General features: G+C 71.7%; 17 protein-coding genes and 1 pseudogene. 9 read left to right on the top strand and 9 right to left on the bottom strand.

Annotated elements, in window-relative coordinates:
- Positions 1–33: 33 nt before the first annotated feature.
- From IE069_RS14835 to IE069_RS14825, 3 genes are read right to left on the bottom strand one after another with little or no spacing between them, the layout of a single operon-like run.
- The gene (locus IE069_RS14835) at positions 34–816 is read right to left on the bottom strand and encodes a hypothetical protein (RefSeq protein WP_189351455.1); all 783 of its coding nucleotides are present in this window, start codon (positions 814–816) and stop codon (positions 34–36) included.
- Complete coding sequence (locus IE069_RS14830; protein ID WP_229791197.1) at positions 813–1,916, bottom strand: GSCFA domain-containing protein; 1,104 nt, start codon at positions 1,914–1,916, stop codon at positions 813–815. Before IE069_RS14830 ends, IE069_RS14835 begins: the two co-directional genes overlap by 4 nt.
- A gap of 54 nt (positions 1,917–1,970) precedes the next feature.
- Positions 1,971–3,008 carry an EamA family transporter gene (locus IE069_RS14825; protein WP_229791196.1) on the bottom strand — a complete coding sequence of 346 codons (1,038 nt, stop codon included), beginning with the start codon at positions 3,006–3,008 and terminating at the stop codon, positions 1,971–1,973.
- A 151-nt stretch (positions 3,009–3,159) separates the two neighbouring features.
- Here IE069_RS14825 and IE069_RS14820 point away from each other — a divergent pair, with 151 nt between their 5' ends.
- Positions 3,160–3,717 carry a CGNR zinc finger domain-containing protein gene (locus tag IE069_RS14820; RefSeq protein ID WP_189351454.1) on the top strand — a complete coding sequence of 186 codons (558 nt, stop codon included), beginning with the start codon at positions 3,160–3,162 and terminating at the stop codon, positions 3,715–3,717.
- 44 nt (positions 3,718–3,761) lie between these two features.
- Here the strand turns inward: IE069_RS14820 and IE069_RS14815 are convergent, their stop codons facing one another.
- A complete protein-coding gene (locus IE069_RS14815) occupies positions 3,762–4,058 on the bottom strand; it encodes a hypothetical protein (protein ID WP_229791195.1) in 297 nt (98 codons plus the stop codon).
- A 39-nt stretch (positions 4,059–4,097) separates the two neighbouring features.
- Positions 4,098–4,664, bottom strand: a complete 567-nt coding sequence (locus tag IE069_RS14810) for a hypothetical protein (RefSeq protein WP_189351453.1) — start codon at positions 4,662–4,664, stop codon at positions 4,098–4,100.
- A gap of 193 nt (positions 4,665–4,857) precedes the next feature.
- On the opposite strand from IE069_RS14810, the gene IE069_RS14805 reads away from it, so the two are divergent.
- Together IE069_RS14805 and mmuM are read left to right on the top strand one after the other, a co-directional pair.
- Positions 4,858–6,213 carry an amino acid permease gene (locus IE069_RS14805; RefSeq protein ID WP_189351452.1) on the top strand — a complete coding sequence of 452 codons (1,356 nt, stop codon included), beginning with the start codon at positions 4,858–4,860 and terminating at the stop codon, positions 6,211–6,213.
- 65 nt (positions 6,214–6,278) lie between these two features.
- Entirely contained in the window at positions 6,279–7,226 is a 948-nt protein-coding gene (gene mmuM / locus IE069_RS14800) for a homocysteine S-methyltransferase (protein WP_189351451.1), read from the top strand.
- On the opposite strand, the gene IE069_RS14795 is transcribed toward mmuM, so the two are convergent.
- On the bottom strand, positions 7,206–8,663 hold the full coding sequence (locus tag IE069_RS14795) for an AAA family ATPase (RefSeq protein ID WP_189351450.1): 1,458 nt from the start codon (positions 8,661–8,663) through the stop codon (positions 7,206–7,208). The genes mmuM and IE069_RS14795 overlap by 21 nt on opposite strands.
- A 78-nt stretch (positions 8,664–8,741) precedes the next feature.
- Here IE069_RS14795 and IE069_RS14790 point away from each other — a divergent pair, with 78 nt between their 5' ends.
- Positions 8,742–9,314 (top strand): VanZ family protein, encoded by a 573-nt coding sequence (locus IE069_RS14790; RefSeq protein ID WP_189351449.1) that lies wholly within the window; start codon positions 8,742–8,744, stop codon positions 9,312–9,314.
- Between the two features lie 9 nt (positions 9,315–9,323).
- Positions 9,324–9,875, top strand: coding sequence for a pyridoxamine 5'-phosphate oxidase family protein (locus IE069_RS14785; protein ID WP_189351448.1), 552 nt, complete (start codon positions 9,324–9,326; stop codon positions 9,873–9,875).
- Positions 9,876–9,880: 5 nt separating this feature from the next.
- Here the strand turns inward: IE069_RS14785 and IE069_RS14780 are convergent, their stop codons facing one another.
- Both IE069_RS14780 and IE069_RS14775 read right to left on the bottom strand, forming a co-directional pair.
- Complete coding sequence (locus tag IE069_RS14780; protein WP_189351447.1) at positions 9,881–11,218, bottom strand: MATE family efflux transporter; 1,338 nt, start codon at positions 11,216–11,218, stop codon at positions 9,881–9,883.
- Positions 11,215–12,471 (bottom strand): MFS transporter, encoded by a 1,257-nt coding sequence (locus IE069_RS14775; RefSeq protein ID WP_229791194.1) that lies wholly within the window; start codon positions 12,469–12,471, stop codon positions 11,215–11,217. The genes IE069_RS14780 and IE069_RS14775 overlap by 4 nt, the downstream gene beginning before the upstream one ends.
- A gap of 161 nt (positions 12,472–12,632) precedes the next feature.
- Here IE069_RS14775 and IE069_RS14770 point away from each other — a divergent pair, with 161 nt between their 5' ends.
- From IE069_RS14770 to IE069_RS14760, 4 genes and pseudogenes are all read left to right on the top strand, one after another.
- The gene (locus tag IE069_RS14770; protein WP_189351445.1) at positions 12,633–13,391 is read left to right on the top strand and encodes a LamB/YcsF family protein; all 759 of its coding nucleotides are present in this window, start codon (positions 12,633–12,635) and stop codon (positions 13,389–13,391) included.
- Positions 13,388–14,992: pseudogene (locus IE069_RS15710) on the top strand (5-oxoprolinase subunit B/C family protein); the annotation flags it as partial. The gene IE069_RS14770 and the pseudogene IE069_RS15710, both read left to right, overlap by 4 nt.
- A 147-nt stretch (positions 14,993–15,139) precedes the next feature.
- Positions 15,140–16,894 (top strand): acetyl/propionyl/methylcrotonyl-CoA carboxylase subunit alpha, encoded by a 1,755-nt coding sequence (locus IE069_RS15705; protein WP_229791199.1) that lies wholly within the window; start codon positions 15,140–15,142, stop codon positions 16,892–16,894.
- Positions 16,895–16,903: 9 nt separating this feature from the next.
- Positions 16,904–17,587 carry a GntR family transcriptional regulator gene (locus IE069_RS14760; RefSeq protein ID WP_189351443.1) on the top strand — a complete coding sequence of 228 codons (684 nt, stop codon included), beginning with the start codon at positions 16,904–16,906 and terminating at the stop codon, positions 17,585–17,587.
- 28 nt (positions 17,588–17,615) lie between these two features.
- Here IE069_RS14760 and IE069_RS14755 read toward each other — a convergent pair.
- On the bottom strand, positions 17,616–17,861 hold a 246-nt coding region (locus IE069_RS14755), incomplete at its 5' end, for a hypothetical protein (RefSeq protein WP_189351442.1).

Here is a 17,861-nt window from a genome sequence, read left to right as displayed (position 1 = left end):
TAACGGTGACCGGATTCTGCGCCGCCCGGCGGGCTAGAGCCGATCGCCGCCCGGCAGCACACCCTTGAGGAGCAGAGGATCCATGACGGCCTCCCCGAAACGCTTGTTCATGTGGTAGAAATCGCCGCGAACGTAGAAGGAGCCCTCACCAGCGTCGGCCGGGTCCGCGAGCCCGTACTCCGGACGGGTGAAGCACGTGTCCTCCATGGTCTCCTCCGGCTGGTGGAAGATCTGGACGCCGATGCCTGCGAGGCGACCCAGCTGGGCCTCGAAGTCCGCGCGCACCCGGCCCTGCTCTCCGGCAGCCCGCAGGTCCGCATACCGCGCGAACTTGTCGCCCTCCCGCTCGGCCGCCCAGGCCAGGGGGTAGGGCTGGGGGATCAGCCAGATCGGCTTGTCCGTCCGCTCCCGCAGCAGGCGGAGCAGGCGGAAGCCCTTGGTCCGCTCCATGACGGCGTCGAGGTACTCGCGGAACATCGCCTCGGAGAGGATGAACTGCGGCAGCCAGCCCCGGTACGTGTCCCGCTGGTACTTCTGCGCGGCGTCGACCAGGGAGATCGCCGAGATGCCGAAGGCGACGACCACGAACGCGTCGTAGGCCTCCACGTCGACCACGGTGCCGGCGTCCGCCTCGGCGACGAGCCGGATGCTGGGCATCCGCACCACGTCCCCTCCCGCGTCGCGGACGCCCAGCCCGGCCGTCCCGTAGGTGCGCTCGATGAAGAAGTCGACGCTCGCGCCGACGGGATCGGCCGCCGCGCGGGCCGGTTCGGCCATATGGCCGAGGTGCGAGTTGCCGATGACTGCGATTCTCATGGTCCGAACGCCTCCAGCAGGGCCTCCTCGCAGAATACCTCTTCGCCCTCCACCACGCGCTGCGGGGAGGGTTCCGCGGCACGGGCGGCCGCTGCGCCGTCGTCGTGCCCGTTCGGCGGGCGGTGCTCGGCGAAGAAGTAGTCCATGACCAGGTCGACGCCCTCCGGCCTGACATTGCGGCCGGTCTCGTCGAAAAAGTCGTTGCCGGCGAAGACCGAGGTGACGATCTCGTACGAGGGGAAGTAGTCGACGTCGTCGAACCGGGTCGCGAGATCGCCCGCGACGGCGCGCAGCACGGACTTGGAGTAGACCGTGGCCGGCAGCACGTGCCCGCCCGACGCCGTGGCCGCCAGCGGTACGGGCGACACCGTGATCAGGAATTTCACGTCCGGGTTGACGGAGTGGACCAGCTCTCTGAACGCCACGAAATCCTCGTAGACGTCCGCGTACCCGAAGTTCCGGAACTCGTAGACGTCCGGATCGAAATCGCCGGCGATCGTCCCCGGAGCGGTCGGATACACGGTGCCGGACTCCCGGTGCACCCAGCCCTCGGTGAGGCCGAACGTGAAGACGAAGACGTCGACCCGGTTGAGCAGCATCTTCACCCGGTGGACGTGCCTGCGTCGATGCGCGGCCACGAGCTCCGCCGTCTCCAGGCCCGTCGGCTCGACCGCGGGACGCAACGCGTCGTAGTAGCGGCCGTCGCGGGTCCACACCGCGTCCGACGGCGCGCGCTGCCCCAGCGCCTCCTGCACCAGCTGGAGCAGTTGGCGGGCGTAGTAGATGTTGCCGAAACGCGCCGAGTAGATGCCGTAGCCGTACCGGTTGCCGGTGCTCGTGGAGACTTGCCGCGGTGCGGGTTCCAGATCCAGCACCTGGAAACCGCGTTCGCGCATGTTACGGGCGATGTGCTGGGCGAAGCAGCTGCCGGCCGTGGCGATTCGGGTGGTCTCGTCGATCGCGAATTTCTTGGCGTAGAGGTTCTCCAGCCCGTCCGGCGCGCGGCCGGAGACGGCCGACTTCCAGTACGTGCGTGGGTCGTTGCCACGGTACGGCGACCGCCGCACCGGCTCGGCGGGCCGATCGGATGCGCTGTCCACGTGGTCCCCTTTCCTGCCTTCGCCGGCACCCGTGCGCCGGCGTCCGGCTTCAGGCTATACGACGGCACCCGCGTTGCGGACGAGTTTCCGGGCCTGCCGCAGCTCGTCGGCGCGGACCAGGATCACTCCGGCGACGATGCACAGCCCGCCCAGCAGCTGGATCGCCGCCGGCATCTCGCCGAGCAGGAGCCAGGCCCAGGTGACCGCGAAGATGACCTCCGTCAATCCGATGAACGAGGCGAGCGTCGCCCCGAGCGCCCGCGCGGCGAAGATGCCCGAGAGGTAGGCGAGCACGGCGGCGATGATCGTCAGGCCCGCCAGAGCCACCCACCACTCGGTCTCGAAACCGCTGAAGCTCACCGTCCCGAAGGTGGCCCGCATCGGCAGCAGGCCCAAGGCGCCGAGCCCGAAGATGAGCGCCGATCCCACGAGCAGCCCGCCGGTGGTGAGCACGAGCGGGTTCAGCGAGTCGTTCTGCTGCGCCCCGACCACGAAGAACACGGCCAGGCCGACGGCGGCGATGAGCCCCCACATCACGCCGAGCGGCTCCACCCCCTTCGCGCCGGACACGTCGAGGACCAGGACCAGCCCGACGACGGACGTCACCGCGCCGAGGATCGTCAGCAGGCGCGGGCTGCGCCGCGTGACGGCCCACACGGCGAGGACGATCAGGATGGGGGCCATGTACTCGAGCAGCAGGGCCACCGACACGTCCAGGTACTGGACGGCCTGGAAGTAGGAGAACTGGCAGATCGCGACACCGAAGACGCCGAAGAGCACGATCGGCTTCCAGTTCGGCGCGACGGTGTGCCACTTGCCGCGCAGCACCCACAGCGTCGGGAGGAGCAGGACGAGCGCGGCACCGAGCATGCGCGCCCCCACCGCGGCGCCGCTCGTCCACCCCGCCTCGAGCAGCGGCTTGGCGAACGACCCGCTCGTCGCGAAGACGATCGCACTGAAGAGGGCGATGCCGAAACCGAACAGACTGCGCTTGGGCGAAGCACCAGCGTGCCCCGCACCCGGCTCCGCGGCCGTCGTCGTGGACCCGGGGTCCGCCTGTCCCATGCGCTCCGCCACGCCTGCCTCCCTCATCTATCCGCCTTCCGGTATCCGCCGTCGATTCCACGCCCACCACGGGTGTCATGAGTGTCACGCATTTGACTGCTGACACGAACTCTACGCGTTAAAGTACACTGGATGAACCCGGACGATCCAGTACACCGCGAGGAGTGACACGACTGACATGCAGTTTGCCCCTGACACGCTGATCGCGTTGCGTTCGGCGGTGAATCTGGTCAACACGTCCGAGGTGGAGGTGGACCAGCTCAAGACCGTCGCCGATCTGGACCACTTCCTGGCCCAGGAGCAGTACTCGGGTTTCCGTGCCGGAACGCAGGGCGAACTGCGCGAGGTGCGGCACCTGAGGACGGTGTTCCGCTCGCTCTGGACGGCCGGCGTCGACGACGCGGTGGAGATCGTCAACAACATCCTGCGCAACGCGCGGGCCCTGCCGCAGCTGGTCAAGCACGACGACTGGGACTACCACCTGCACGCCACCACCCATGACGCCCCGCTGGCGGACCGCATCTCCACCGAGATCGCGCTCGCGGTCATGGACGTCGTGCGCTCCGGCGAGCTCGACCGGCTGCGCACCTGTGCCGCGGCGGACTGCACAGCGGTGCTCCTGGACCTGTCGCGCAACCGGTCGAAGCGCTTCTGCGACACCGGCAACTGCGCGAACCGTGAGCACGTGCGCGCCTACCGCCAGCGCAGGGCCGGCACGGGCGCGAACCGCCCTTAAACAACGAACGGGAGGGCTCATGCCCTCCCGCCTGCTTCCCGGCCCTAGTGCCCGTGCCCGCCCTTGCGGTCCGGGTTCCGCGAGGTTCGGTTCACGCCCGACCCCTCGCCCATCTTCTCCGGGTTGTCCTTCGAGGCCATGATGAGCAGCGAGGTCAGCAGCAGCGAGGCGATGAAGGCGATCCCGAACGCCGTCAGGCCCAGGTCGAAGCGCACCTCGTTGTTCCCTCCGCCGGTCGCGGTGACGGTCGCGACGACACCTGCGACCAAGCCCATGGTCAGGGAAAAGATCAACGGAGCCTTGATGCTCTGCTGCCACGACTTCTTGGGCTGATTAGCCACTGGGTTCGCCTCCTGCGGTATTTCGGGACCGGGGTCAGTCTACCGGTCTGCCGGGGTCGAGACGGCATCGTGGCGGTAGCCCAGCGCCGCGATCGCGACGAACACGGCCACGATGACCTGACCGCCTCCGGCGATGCCGAAGATCCCGTGCGCGTCCACACCCCAGAAGAGCAGCAGGCCCACGCCGATCCCCGTCTCCACCAGCCCCGTCAGCGCCCAGTCCCGCGCCGGGACGAACGTCTTGCGGGTGCGTGCCCAAGCAACGATCTGCCCGGCGCCGCCCGCGATCCAGCCGGCCGCAGCGGCCGCGGTCACGCCGGCGACTGTGGGCAAGAACACCAGGACGACGCCGGCTGCGAGCCACGCGACGGCGGTCGCCGCGAGCGCTGCGCGGGCCGCGGCCGGCGTCTGCTCGCTGGCGATCAGCCGCCGCAGCAGGGCCGCGTTGGCCACGAAGAAGGCCGCCAGAATCAGGCCGAGCACCTGCAGCGGCGGAGCCGCCCAGAAAACGCTGGTCAGTCCGACGGCCGCGGCCAGCGCCGCGCGGATCAGCAGCGGCTTCCAGTAGGCGCGGGCAACGGCGGCGGGGGTCTGAACGGAAGGCACCCGCCGATTCTACGCGTGCACGTCATCGACCGACTCGACGGCGCTGCTCGGCCTACACGGCCGGTAAAGTGCGTCGAGCTCTGCCCTGAGCCCCGTCCGCCAGCTGGAAGGCCCCGTGGAACACCAGACATCCGCTGCACCGGCAGCCCCGAAGACGCAACAGCCCGCAGATGCCGAAGGACTCCGCCGGTCCATGGGGCCGCGGCACCTCATCATGATCGCCATGGGCGGGGTGATCGGCTCCGGGCTCTTCGTCAGCTCCGGGTACACGATCTCCCAGGCGGGGCCGTTGGGGGCGGTCATCGCCTACCTGATCGGCGCGTTCGTGGTCTACCTCGTCATGACCTGCCTCAGCGAGCTGGCCATCGCCTACCCGGTCTCCGGGGCGTTCCACGTCTACGCCGCCCGATCCATCGGCCCCGGCACTGGCTTCGCCACCGCCTGGCTCTACTGGCTGACCTGGGCGGTGGCCATCGGCTCCGAGTTCACCGCGTCAGGCCTCCTCATGCAGCGCTGGTTCCCCGAGGTCGACGTGTGGGTCTGGTGCCTCGTCTTCGCCGCCCTGCTCTTCGGGCTCAACGCCGTCTCCTCGAAGTTCTTCGGCGAGTCCGAGTTCTGGTTCTCCCTCGTGAAGGTCGCGGCCGTCATCGGCCTGATCGTCCTCGGCGGCGCGGCACTGCTCGGCTTCCAGCCCCTGGGCGCCGGCGGCGGCCACCCCGTCCTCTTCGAGAACTTCCACACCGACGCCGGTCTGTTCCCCAACGGGTTCACGGGCGTCTTCATCACCACGCTCGCCGTGTTCTACGCGTTCTCGGGCTCCGAGCTCATCGGCGTCGCCGCGGGCGAGACGAAGGACCCGGCCACCAGCATCCCGAAGGCGATGCGCAGCACCGTCATCCGCCTGCTGATCTTCTTCGTCGGAGCGATCGCCGTCATCGCGGCCACCATCCCCTACGACCGAGTCGGGCTGGACGAGAGCCCGTTCGTGACCGTCTTCTCCGCCGTCGGCGTCCCCTGGGCGGCGGACATCATGAACTTCGTGATCATCACCGCGCTCCTCTCCGCCGGCAACAGCGGCCTCTTCTCCTGCGCGCGCATGCTGCACTCGCTCGCCGGCGAGGGCCAGGCCCCGGCCGTCTTGAAGAAGCTCACCAAGCGCGGCATCCCGCTCGTCGCGCTCTCCGTGAGCATGGTCGGCGGGCTGGCCTCCCTCGTCAGCAGCGTCGTCGCCCCGGAGACGGTCTTCCTGGTCCTGGTCTCGATCTCCGGTTTCGCCGTCGTCGGCGTGTGGATGTCCATCACCGCCTCCCACTTCTTCCACCGCCGGGCGTTCGTGCGCGACGGCGGCGACGTCGCCTCCCTGCCCTACCGCGCCCCGCTGTTCCCGATCGTGCCGATCCTCGCGTTCACGCTCTGCCTCGTCTCGCTGATCGGCATCGCGTTCGACCCGGCTCAGGCGGCCGCCCTCTACTTCGGGATCCCGTTCGTCGCGGCCTGCTACGCCTACCACCACTTCAAGATCAAGCCCGCCCGCCGCGCGCGGGCCTGAGCCTGACCACCCGCCTCGGCGCCGCCGTCGTCGTTCCGCCCTGCCCCCACCCCACGGAGTACCGCATGCCCCGCAACACCCTCCTCTCCGAAACCCTCGACGCCGGCGCCGGCCTGGTGGTCGACGGCGCCCTGGCCACCGAACTCGAGGCGCACGGCTGCGACCTGGAGGACCCCCTGTGGTCGGCCAAGGTCCTGCTCGAGCAGCCCGAGCTGATCCAGCGCGTGCACCGCGACTACTTCGCGGCCGGGGCGCACGTCGCGATCACCGCGAGCTACCAGGCCACGCCGCAGGGCTTCGCACCGCGCGGCCTCGACGCCGAGCAGGCTCTCACCCTCGTGGCTTCGAGCGCGCGCCTCGCCGACGCGGCCCGGCAGGAATACCTGCAGGAGCACGACGGCGGCGCGGCGCCCCTGGTCGTGGCCGGTTCCGTGGGACCCTACGGGGCCTTCCTCGCGGACGGCTCCGAGTACCGCGGCGACTACCGGCTCACCCGCGCGGAGTTCGTCGCGTTCCACCGCCCGCGCATCGAGGCGCTCGTCGCGGCCGGCGTCGACGCCCTGGCCTGCGAGACGCTGCCGTCGGCGGCGGAGGCGGAGGCGCTGCTCTCGCTCGTCGCGGAGTACGACGTCGAGGCGTGGTTCTCGTTCACCCTGCGCGACGGCGGGCACATCAGCGACGGGACGCCGCTCGCGGAAGTCGCCGCGCTGTGCGCCGCCGAACCGCGCGTCGCGGCGATCGGCGTCAACTGCGTGCCGCTGGAGCTCGTCTCCGAGGCCCTCGCGGCCCTGCGCGCGACGACCGACCTGCCACTCATCGCCTACCCGAACTCGGGTGAGGAGTACGACCCCGTCACCAAGACGTGGGCGCCGGCCGCCGCCGGTTCAGCCGCCGGCCCGCGCACCCTGGCCGACGGCGCCGCCGAGTGGCGATCCCTGGGCGCACGGATGATCGGCGGCTGCTGCCGCACCACGCCGGGAGACATCGCCGCCCTAGCCGCCGCCGGGAAGTGACGTCCAGCCCATGCGGGCCGCAGGGCCCGGCATGCCGGGCTCCGGTCCTGCGGGCGCATCGTCCACGTCCGCCGTTCCGCTGCCGAGCAGGCTCCGGGTGAGCGCCGCGCCGTCGTCCATCAGCTCGTCTGCAGCAGCCAGCAGGTGCTCGTCCGACGCCGGGGCGGCGTCCAGGGCCGACCTCAGAACGGCCCGGCGGATCAGCTCCCGGCCGAGCGACGCCGTCGTACCCGACGTTCGTTCGGATACCGCGTCGATCGCATCCCGGCTGAAGGGCAGATCGCCGGCATAGAGCCGCAGGAGCGCGGCTCTCTCGCGCTGCTGCGGCAGCGGGATCTCCACGGCCAGGTCCACCCGGCCGGGTCGCTGGGCGAGAGCGCGCTCCAGCATGTCGACGCGGTTGGTCGTGAGGACGAACGTGACATCCGCGTCCCCGTCCAGCCCGTCCATCGCGTCGAGCACCTCGAACAGGAGCGGCTGGGGTCCGTGGCCGAAGCTCCGGTCCTCGGCGATGAGATCGCAGTCCTCGAGCACCACGATCGACGGCTGGAAGGCGCGAGCCATCTGGGCCGCCTCGCTGACGGCGCCGAGTGTCTGGCCGGACAGCAGGATTGCCGTGGTCCCGGCGCTGGCGCCGAGGAGGTACCGCACCGTGTGGGTCTTGCCCGTACCCGGCGGTCCGTACAGGAGGATCCCGCGCTTGAGATGCTGCTGCGCGGCGAGGAGCGCCGACCGCTGGTTCGCGATGCCGAGAGCATGCTCGCTCACCCGGTCCAGGACGCCGTCCGGCAGGACGACGTCCCCACGATCGAGGTCCGGGCGGGCGTGAAAGGTGACTCCGGCGCTCATCGGCCCGTACTCGCCGCGGCTCAGCGAGACGATCTGCCCCTTGATCACGCTCTCGCTCTGCATGCGCTTGCGGAACTCGGCCAGGAACCCGGTGACCGCGTCGCGTTCACTGCAGAGAATCTCGAGCGACGCCGACTCCCTCCCGGACCGCGGTTCGGCCTTGCGCTGCAGCAGCGCGACCGGCACGTCGTCGTACATGAACAGCCTCAAGCCGAATCCGATGACCTGGCGCTGCTCGTCCGGCCCCACGGGCAGATTCACATAGTCCGGCGGACCCAGCGGGAAATTCGGGTGCATCTCCGACTGCTGGACCATGTCGGCCAGCGACATATGGCGCCGGTTGTCCCCGCCACCGATACCGACGCACCGGCCATTGGCAGTCATGGATTCCAAGATGATGTCTGCGTCGACCAGACGATGGACCGGGACGTCCTCGACCACCTCGGAAACGTCCGACGGCGCCTTGCCGAGGTGTTCCGTCAGCGTGTCGAGCAGCTCTCGGCCTCGCGCCGAATGCGGTTGGGCCCGCTGGGCTGTCCGCACGAGTTCGCCGAAGTCCTGAATAAAGTCCTCGATGTCTCTCCCCATGTCGGGAGCCTAACAGGGCGGGGCCTGCGTCGGCAGCACGGCCCGGAGGCTCGTCTGATCCGGTAGGTTGGGCTGCCGATGACGAATCTGCTCCGGTCCTTCGGCCACCTTCTTCCGATGTTCCTGGTCCTCGCGGCTGTCCTCGCCGTTGCAGTTCTCCTCGCCTATCTCCCCGCGCTCCGCGCGCGACGGCACGTGGTCGGCCGGATGCTGTGGGTCTGGGCGACACTCTGCTGGGGCTCCGGCGTGCTGCTGATAACGCTCGTTCCCCGGATGTGGGGTTTTGATCCCGCGCGCACGCTGTCGTTGATCCCGTTCGCCTCGTTCAGCGGCGGGCTGGGGCTGGGTGGCTCGGTGCTCATCGAAGTGGTCGCGAACTGCCTGATGTTCGGCATCGGCGGCTTCCTCCTGGGCCTAGCGACAGACAAGACGGGCCTGATCGCGACGATCTGCGTGGGACTGGCCCTGTTCGTAGAAGCCTGCCAATACGCCTTGGCACTCGGCCGCGTGGCGAGTATCGACGACGTGTTCTGGGCCTGCATCGGGAGCCTCGTCGGCGCAGCCGTCGCACGACGATTCAAGAAGGCGCGACGGCGGCGGCAATTTGCGGGGACCCGCATCGAAGCCGCCCTCGGAGAACAGCAGGGATAAGGTCACAGCATGGGAAAAATCTTCGATTCAATCGACGACAAGCTGCAGTCCTGGATCGACGAACAACCCATGTGGTTCGTCGCCACCTCGCCCCTCGCCGCGGACGGGCATGTGAACGTCTCGCCCCGCGGCCACGACTCTTTCTCGGTGCTGGGCCCGCGCCGCGTGGCGTGGGTCGACTACACCGGCAGCGGAGTGGAGACGATCGCGCACCTTCGGGAAAACGGTCGGCTGTGCCTCATGTTCAACTCCTTCGGGCCCCGGCCCCGCATCGTCCGTCTCCACGGCCGCGGGTCGGTGCACCTGCCCGGAACACCGGAGTTCGACGAGGTCGTTGCCCGGCACCCCGCGCATCCCAGCACCCAGGCGGTCATCGTCGTGGACGTGACGCGCATCAGCGACTCCTGCGGCTGGGGCGTCCCCGTCATGGAGGTGACCGGCGAGCGGGATCTTCTCCGCCTGCAGGCCGAGAAGAAGGGACCGGACGGGATGTCCGCCTATCGCGTCGAACGCAACGCGCACAGCATCGACGGTCTGCCCGGGTTCCCGGCGGAGTCGTAGCGCCCTCAGCCCAGGCGCATCCACGCGTCGTTGCGGATCCGCCAGGTCAGCGTGAGCGCTCGGGCGACGAGGTAGCCGACACCGAACGCGAGCCAGAGCTTCAGGATCGGCTCCCCGGGCAGATCCGCCCACGCCGCCGCGGCGAGCAGCGGAGCGTACAGAACGAATGCGACGAGCCCCGCGAGCGCCAGGTACCGTGCGTCGCCGGCGCCGATCAGGACGCCGTCGAGCACGAACACCAGCCCGCACACCGGCTGCGACGCCGCCAGCACCCAGAGGCCGATCGTCGCGGCGGCGCGTACCTCGTCGTCGCCGGTGAACAGGTACGGCAGCCAGGGGGCGGCGAGGGCGAGCAGCGCGCCCGTGACAACCCCGAACATCAGGCCCCAGCGCGTCATCGTCCGGGTGAGCGCGTGGGCGCGAGCTGGATTGGACGCGCCGAGCTCCTTGCCGATGAGCGCCTGGGCGGCGATGGCGAGGGCGTCGAGCGCGAACGCGAGGAACGTGAAGAGCGTGAACACCAGCTGGTGGCCGGCGAGCGTGACGGCCCCCTGACTCGTGGCGACCCAGACGGTCGCGAGGATCGCGATGCGCAGGCTCAGTGTGCGCAGCATGAGCCACGAGCCGACGTGCGCCATGGCGACGACGCCGCGACCGCTCGGCCGCAACGGGACGGCTGCGGCGCGGGCGCGCGGGACGAGGATGCGCAGGTAGACGAGGGCCATCGCCCACTGCACGATCGACGTGCCGATCGCGCTGCCGGCGACCGAGAGCCCGGCCCCGTAGACGAGCGCGAAGTTGAGCAGGATGTTCACGCCGAACCCGGCCGCGGCGACGTAGAGCGGGGTCTTGGTGTCCTGCATCCCGCGCAGCACGCCGGTCGCGGCGAGCACCAGCAGCATCGCCGGCAGCCCGGGCATCGAGAAGCGCACATAGTCGATGCCGAAGCGCGCGACGTCGCCCGTCCCGCCCATCGCGGCGACGATCGCCGGCGCGGAGAACCAGCCGGCCACGGCCAGGACGATGCCGAGCCCGAGAGCCAGGGCGACGCCGTCGCGCCCGGCAGCGAGCGCCTGCGGCAGCCGGCCGGCGCCGATGTGGCGTGCGACGGCCGGGGTCGTCGAATAGGCGAGGAAGATCAACAGGCCGACGGCGGTCGTCACGATCGTCGCCCCGAGGCCGATGCCGGCGAGCTCGGGAACGCCGAGGTGGCCGATGATGGCGGTGTCGGCGGCGAGGAACAGGGGCTCGGCGATCAGCGCGCCGAGGGCGGGGACCGCGAGCGCGAGGATCGACCGGCCGAGGCCGCGGTGCGTCTGCGCGGTGGAATCGGAGGGGGTCACGCCTCCAGCCTATCGCCGGGCCCGGGCCGCAGGACCAGCCAGGCCCACCCTGCCGCGACGAGCGCGAGCACCGCCACCGACACGACGATGCCCGGCCAGCCGAACGGCGCGAAGGCGAGGCCGACGGCCCAGCCGAAGACGCTCGATCCGCCGTAGTACCCCAGGTTGTAGAGGGCCGTCGCCTGCGCCCGGCCCGTCGGCGCGAAGGTCGAGATCCAGCCGCTCGCGACGGCGTGCGCGACGAAGAAGCCGGCCGTGAAGACCACCATCCCGGCGATGATCGCCGGCAGCCAGGTGATCAGGGTCAGCGCCAGGCCGGCGAGCATGAGGGCCGTGCCGCCCAGGAGGGTGCCCAGCCGGCCGAAGCGCAGCGCGAGGCGTCCGGCCTTCGGCGAGGCGAAGGTGCCGGCCAGGTAGGCGATGAACACGAGCGAGGTCAGCGCCGGCGCGACCAGCAGCGGCGGCGCCTCGAGCCGGAATCCCAGGTAGTTGTAGACGGCGACGAACCCGCCCATGAGCAGCAGCGCCTGCCCGTAGAGCGCCAGCAGGTGGCGGCTGCGGAGCACGGCGCCCAGCTTGGCGCGGAAGGTCAGCTGGGAGCCGGGCGGCGCCTTCGTGCCGCGGGAGGCGCGCTCGGGGACGAATCCGAGGGACGGCGGGGCCGCGAGGATGAAGGCGACGGCCGCCGCGGCGGCCACCAGGGTGACGGCGCCGAAGCCGATCTGCCAGGAGACGAGCTCGCCGAGCGGGCCGGCGATGAGGCGGCCGGACAGGCCGCCGACGGTGTTGCCGGAGACGAAGAGTCCGGCCGCGGTCGCCACGCCGGCCGGCGTCAGCTCCTCGGAGAGGTAGGCCATCGCCGTCGCCGGGATGCCGGCGATCGCGGCCCCCTGCGCGGCGCGCAGCGCCAGCAGCCACGCGTAGTCGGGCGCGAGGCTCACGCCGACGCCCAGCACGACGGCGGCGATCATCGCGATCGTCAGCGTCCGCTGCCGGCCCAGCCGGTCCGCGACGATGCTCCACGGGAGCACGGCGAGCGCCAGCCCGCCGGTCGCGGCGGAGACCGACAGGGCGGCCTGCGGCTCGGTGATGCCCATGTCCCGCGCCAGCGACGGAAGCATGCCCTGCGCGGCATACAGCTGCGAGAACGCCGCGATCCCGGCGGCGACGAGGGCGATGATGACGCGCCGGTACTCGCGCGACCCGGGCACGTGGCCGCGCCAGCGGGGGTCGGGGGAATGGGGGCTCGTCACCCTCGAAACTCTAGGCCCCTCCGCCGCCGGCAGCACGCACCAGCACCGCCGCGCCGCCCCGGCCGGCGTCATGCCCGAGATTCGTCGCCATAAATTGTTGAACAATCCGCGCCGATGCGGCATGCTGAAGACACCGACCCCAACGAGACGGAGATCACGAAATGCCGGTTATCGACCTCAACTCCGACGTCGGCGAGTCCTTCGGCAGCTGGTCCATGGGCGACGACGCCGCGATTTTCGAATCGGTCTCCAGCGCCAACGTGGCCTGCGGCTTCCACGCCGGCGACCCGTCGACGATCGCGCAGACCTGCCGCGACGCCGCGTCCGCGAACATCACGATCGGCGCCCACGTGGCCTACCGCGACCTGGCCGGCTTCGGCCGCCGCTTCCTCGACTGCTCGCAGACCGAGCTCGCCGACGACATCCTCTACCAGCTCGGCGCCCTCCAGGCGATGGCCGCGTCGACCGGCAAGCGCATCCACTACGTCAAGCCGCACGGCGCCCTCTACAACGCGATCGTCACCCACGAGGGGCACGCCCAGGCCGTCGTCGACGCCGTCCGCGCCCTCGGCGGGGACCTGCCGATCCTCGGCTTGCCCGGCTCGGTGGTGCACGCCAAGGCGGAGGCGGCCGGCCTGCGCGCCGTCTCCGAGGCGTTCGCCGACCGCAACTACACCCCCGAGGGCACGCTCGTCTCCCGCCGGGAGCCGGACGCCGTCATCCACGACGTCGGCACCGTCACCGCGAACATGGTCCGTCTCGCCACCGAGGGCAAGATCGTCGCCGTCGACGGGACCGTGCTCACGACCGACGCGGAGAGCATCTGCGTCCACTCGGACACCCCCGGCGCGGTGGCGATGGCCGCCGCCGTGCGCCGCGCCCTCGAGGCCGCCGGCATCCACATCCGGAGTTTCGCGTGAAACAGTTCGAGGTCCGCCCCTTCGGCGACCGGGCCGTCCTGATCGAGCTGCCCGGCCTCGACGAGGTCCTCGCCCTGCAGGCGGAGCTCGCAGAGCGCCCGCTCCCTGGACAGGCGGAGGTCATCGCCGCCGCCACCACGGTGCTCGTCCGCGCCCACTCCCCCTCCGGCGCCGCCCGCCTGGCCGCGCGCCTGGGCGAGGGCCTGCCGGAGACCTCCGGCACCGCCGGCTCCGGCCGGCAGGTCGAGATCGAGGTCGTGTACGACGGCGACGACCTCGCCGAGGTCTCCCGGCTCACCGGGCTCAGCCCCGAGGCCGTCGTCAACGCCCACACGGGCACCGAGTGGACCGGCGCCTTCGGCGGTTTCGCCCCGGGCTTCACGTACCTGACCGGCGGCGACGCGCGTCTGTCGGTGCCCCGCCGCGACTCGCCGCGCACCGCGGTGCCGGCCGGCTCCGTGGCGCTGGCCGGCGAGTTCTCGGCCGTCTACCCGCGCCAGAGCCCCGGCGGATGGCAGTTGATCGGCCGCACCGACGCCGTCCTGTGGGACCTCGAACGGGAGCAGCCGGCGCTGATCGCCCCGCTCGACCGCGTGCGCTTCCGCGCGGTGACCGAGCAGCTCACGACCAGCCGCGACACGAGCGCGCCCGCAGCCGAACCCGTGCCCCCGGCCCCAGGCACCCCCGGCCTCGAGGTGCTCGACCCGGGCCTGCAGTCCCTCGTCCAGGACCTCGGACGCGCCGGCCAGGCCGCCCTCGGCGTCCCCGCCTCCGGCGCGGCCGACCGCCCGGCCGCGCGCCAGGTCAACCGCCTGCTGGGCAACGGGGCGGGCGACGCCGTCGTCGAGATCCTCCTCTCCCGCGCCCGCTTCCGCGCCGTCGGCGACCAGGTGCTCGCCCTGACCGGCGCCACCGCGGACGCGGTCATCACCCCCGCAGCGTCCGACGAACGACGGACCGAGCGCCCGGCGCCGTTCGGCGCCCCGTTCGCGCTGCTCGACGGCGAAACCCTCGCCCTCTCCCCCGCGACGGCCGGGCTGCGCACGTACCTCGGCGTCCGCGGCGGGATCGCGGCCGCGGCCACCCTGGGCAGCCGCGCGACCGACTCGCTCTCCGGGCTCGGCCCGGCCCCGCTCGCCGCCGGCGCGCTGCTGCCCCGCCTCGCCGACCCGACCCTGCGCCCGGTGGGCGCCCCGGAACCCACCACCCTGCGCGCCCCCGGCCCGGACGACGACGGCGCCGCGACCCTGCGCTTCGTCGCCGGCCCACGCGCCGACTGGTTCGGCGACGCCGAGCTGGAGCGGTTCGCCAACCAGGACTGGGTCGTCGGGCCCGACTCCAACCGCGTGGGCCTGCGCCTGCAGCTCGAGGACTCCACTGGCGACACCGGTACCGGCGACGTGTCCGGCCCGCTGGTCCGGGCGCGCGACGGCGAGCTCGCAAGCGAGGGCATGGTCGCCGGCGCACTCCAGGTCCCGCCTTCGGGCCTGCCCGTGCTGTTCATGGCCGACCACCCGGTCACGGGCGGCTACCCCGTCATCGGGACCGTGCTCTCCGAGGACCTCTCGATCGCGGCCCAGCTCCCGCCGGGATCGCGGATCCGCTTCGTCCCCGTCGACGCCGACCCCGCGAACCGCACGCGATCGGCGGCGGGCCGGGCGCCGTCGTCGTCCGCAGAGCCGGCGGTGCCCGCTCCGGCCCCACCCGCATCAAAACCGTCACCGTCACCGACCGAGAGGAACACCGTGCTGAAGAAGGTCCTGATCGCCAACCGCGGGGAGATCGCCGTGCGGATCGCCCGCGCCTGCTCGGACGCCGGCCTCGAGTCGGTGGCGGTCTACTCCGATCCCGACGCCGACGCGCTGCACGTGCGCCGGGCCGACGAGGCCTACCCGCTCCAGGGCACCTCGGGCGCCGACACGTACCTGAACATCGAGAAGGTGCTGGGCGCGGCCCGCCTCTCGGGGGCCGACGCCGTGCACCCGGGCTACGGGTTCCTCTCGGAGAACGCCGACTTCGCCCAGGCCGTGATCGACGCCGGCCTGGCGTGGATCGGGCCGGACCCGGAGACGATCCGCGCGCTCGGCAACAAGGTGACCGCCCGTGACATCGCGGTGAACGCCGGCGCCCCGCTGGTCCCCGGCAGCGACGGCCCCGTCGATTCCGCCGACGAGGCCCGCGCCTTCGCCGAGGAGCACGGCCTGCCGGTGATCATCAAGGCCGCCCACGGCGGAGGCGGCCGCGGCATGAGGATCGCCCGCGAGCTGGACGACGTCGAGGAGGCGTTCGCCTCCGCCGTGCGCGAGGCGGAGGTCGCGTTCGGCCGCGGCGAGTGCTTCGTGGAGCGGTTCCTCGACAAGCCCCGCCACGTTGAGGCGCAGGTGCTCGCGGACCGGCACGGCAACGTCGTCGTGGTCGGCACGCGCGACTGCTCGCTGCAGCGGCGGAACCAGAAGCTCGTCGAGGAGGCCCCCGCGCCGTTCCTCACCGACGACCAGCGCTCGCGCATCCACGAGGCCGCCCGCGAGATCTGCCGGACGGCAGGCTACGTCGGCGCCGGAACCGTCGAGTTCCTGGTGGCCCCGGACGGGCTGATCTCCTTCCTCGAGGTCAACACGCGCCTGCAGGTGGAGCACCCGATCACCGAGGAGACTACCGGCGTGGACCTGGTGGCCGAGCAGTTCCGGATCGCGGCCGGCGAGCCGCTCAGTCTCACCGAGGACCCGGCGCCGCGCGGGCACGCGTTCGAGTTCCGCATCAACGCCGAGGACCCGGCCCGCGGCTTCCTGCCCGCGCCGGGCGACGTGACCCGCTTCGACGTGGCCACCGGCGCGGGCATCCGCGTGGACACCGGCGTGCGCACGGGCTCGTCCATCCCGGCCGCCTACGACTCGCTGATGGCCAAGCTGATCGTCACGGGCGCCACCCGCGAGCAGGCGCTGGTGCGCGCCCGGGCCGCGCTCGACGAGTTCGTCATCGAGGGCGTGCCCTCCGTCCTGCCCTTCCACCGGGCGGTCGTCGCGGATCCGGCCTTCACGGGCAGCGAGGAGTTCGGCGTCTACACCACGTGGATCGAGGACGCGTTCCAGCCGGGCGACGGCTCGACCGTCGAGGGGTCCGAGGACATCGCCCTGCCCGCGCACGACGGACGCCGCGAGCGCCTCACGGTCGACATCGACGGCCGGGCCGTCCAGGTCGGCGTCCCCGCGGACCTGCTGGCGGCCCTGCGCTCCGGCGGCAGCGTCCCGGCCGGCGTCGAGGCGGATGAGGACGACGACGGCTCCTCGGCCGGCGCGATCGCCTCGCCGGTCGAGGGGAATCTGGTGAAGTGGGTCGCCGAGGACGGCGCCGACGTCGCGGCGGACGAGCCGGTGGCGATCATGGAGGCGATGAAGATGGAGTCGCCGGTTCCGGCGCACCGTGCCGGCGTGTTCTCGCGCGGCGATCAGGAGCCGGGCCAGGCCGTGAAACGCGGCGAGGCGCTCGGGCGGATCGACGGATAGATTGGTGTCATGCCTACGCCCAGCCTGATCCGCTACGCGCTTCCCGACGAGGCCGCCCCGCACGCCCACACCGGCGCGTGGGTCGCCTCGGTGCTGCGGAAGTCGATCGCGGACGGGCAGCTGGAGCCGGGCGCGAAGTTGTCCGAGCAGCAGCTCGCGGAGGCGTTGAGCGTCTCGCGGAACACCCTGCGGGAGGCGTTCACGGTGCTGGCCGGGGAGCTGATCGTGACGCGTGTTCCGAACCGGGGCGTGTTCGTCATGGCCCCGGGCGCCGAGCAGGTCCGGGAGATCTACCGGGTGCGGCGCCTGTTGGAGCCGGCTGCGGTCCTGTGGGGCACCCGGCTGGATGTGGCGGCCCTGGAGGGCGTGGTCGAGACGGCCCAGCGCGCCCGCGAGGCGGGTGACGTCGCCGCGATGGCCTCGGCGAACCAGCGGTTCCACGAGCAGCTCATCCGGGCGACGGAGAGTTCGCAGGTGGAGCGGCTGATGACGCAGGTGCTGGCCCAGATGCGTCTGGTGTTCCACGCGATGCGGCGGGCCCCGGACTTCCACACCCGCTATGTGGACGCGAACATCGCCCTGGTCCAGTTGCTGCGGCAGGGCGAGCGCGTGGCGGCGGCCGACGAGCTGCGAGCCTATCTGGACCGCGCCGAGGCCGAGCTGCTGGGGCACCTGGAGGCCGACGAGGCCTGATCTGCGGCTACGTCCGCGGCGGCCGCCGTCACGCGCACTGCTGCTCGTCGTCTGCGTCGTTCCGGCCGGGCTGTGCGGGGTGCTGCGCTGTGGTGGCGGTGTTGTGCTGGAAGTCGTGGTGGTCCTCGGGCGTGTAGCCGAGGTGGTGCATGGTGCGCCGGGTTCCGGTCGCGTGCTGGTCGGCTGCGATGAGGCGGGTCCGGCCGCCCGGGCCGGCGTCTGCCGGGCTGGTGTTGCGTTCGCGGCGCAGGTTCCGGATGGTGTGGACTCGTTG

It is taken from the genome of Zhihengliuella salsuginis, assembly GCF_014651715.1.
In the GTDB taxonomy this organism is placed as follows: Bacteria; Actinomycetota; Actinomycetes; order Actinomycetales; family Micrococcaceae; genus Zhihengliuella; species Zhihengliuella salsuginis.
This window is presented reverse-complemented; position numbering and strand designations above follow the sequence as displayed.

Excerpts from the sequence above, each read along its gene's own strand:
- IE069_RS14835 (WP_189351455.1), bottom strand. The coding sequence starts at position 816 with ATGAGAATCGCAGTCATCGGCAACTCGCACCTCGGCCATATGGCCGAA.
- IE069_RS14785 (WP_189351448.1), top strand. The coding sequence starts at position 9,324 with ATGGGAAAAATCTTCGATTCAATCGACGACAAGCTGCAGTCCTGGATC.
- IE069_RS14770 (WP_189351445.1), top strand. The coding sequence starts at position 12,633 with ATGCCGGTTATCGACCTCAACTCCGACGTCGGCGAGTCCTTCGGCAGC.
- IE069_RS14820 (WP_189351454.1), top strand. The coding sequence starts at position 3,160 with ATGCAGTTTGCCCCTGACACGCTGATCGCGTTGCGTTCGGCGGTGAAT.
- mmuM (WP_189351451.1), top strand. The coding sequence starts at position 6,279 with ATGCCCCGCAACACCCTCCTCTCCGAAACCCTCGACGCCGGCGCCGGC.
- IE069_RS14760 (WP_189351443.1), top strand. The coding sequence starts at position 16,904 with ATGCCTACGCCCAGCCTGATCCGCTACGCGCTTCCCGACGAGGCCGCC.
- IE069_RS14795 (WP_189351450.1), bottom strand. The coding sequence starts at position 8,663 with ATGGGGAGAGACATCGAGGACTTTATTCAGGACTTCGGCGAACTCGTG.
- IE069_RS14825 (WP_229791196.1), bottom strand. The coding sequence starts at position 3,008 with ATGAGGGAGGCAGGCGTGGCGGAGCGCATGGGACAGGCGGACCCCGGG.
- IE069_RS14790 (WP_189351449.1), top strand. The coding sequence starts at position 8,742 with ATGACGAATCTGCTCCGGTCCTTCGGCCACCTTCTTCCGATGTTCCTG.
- IE069_RS14805 (WP_189351452.1), top strand. The coding sequence starts at position 4,858 with ATGGGGCCGCGGCACCTCATCATGATCGCCATGGGCGGGGTGATCGGC.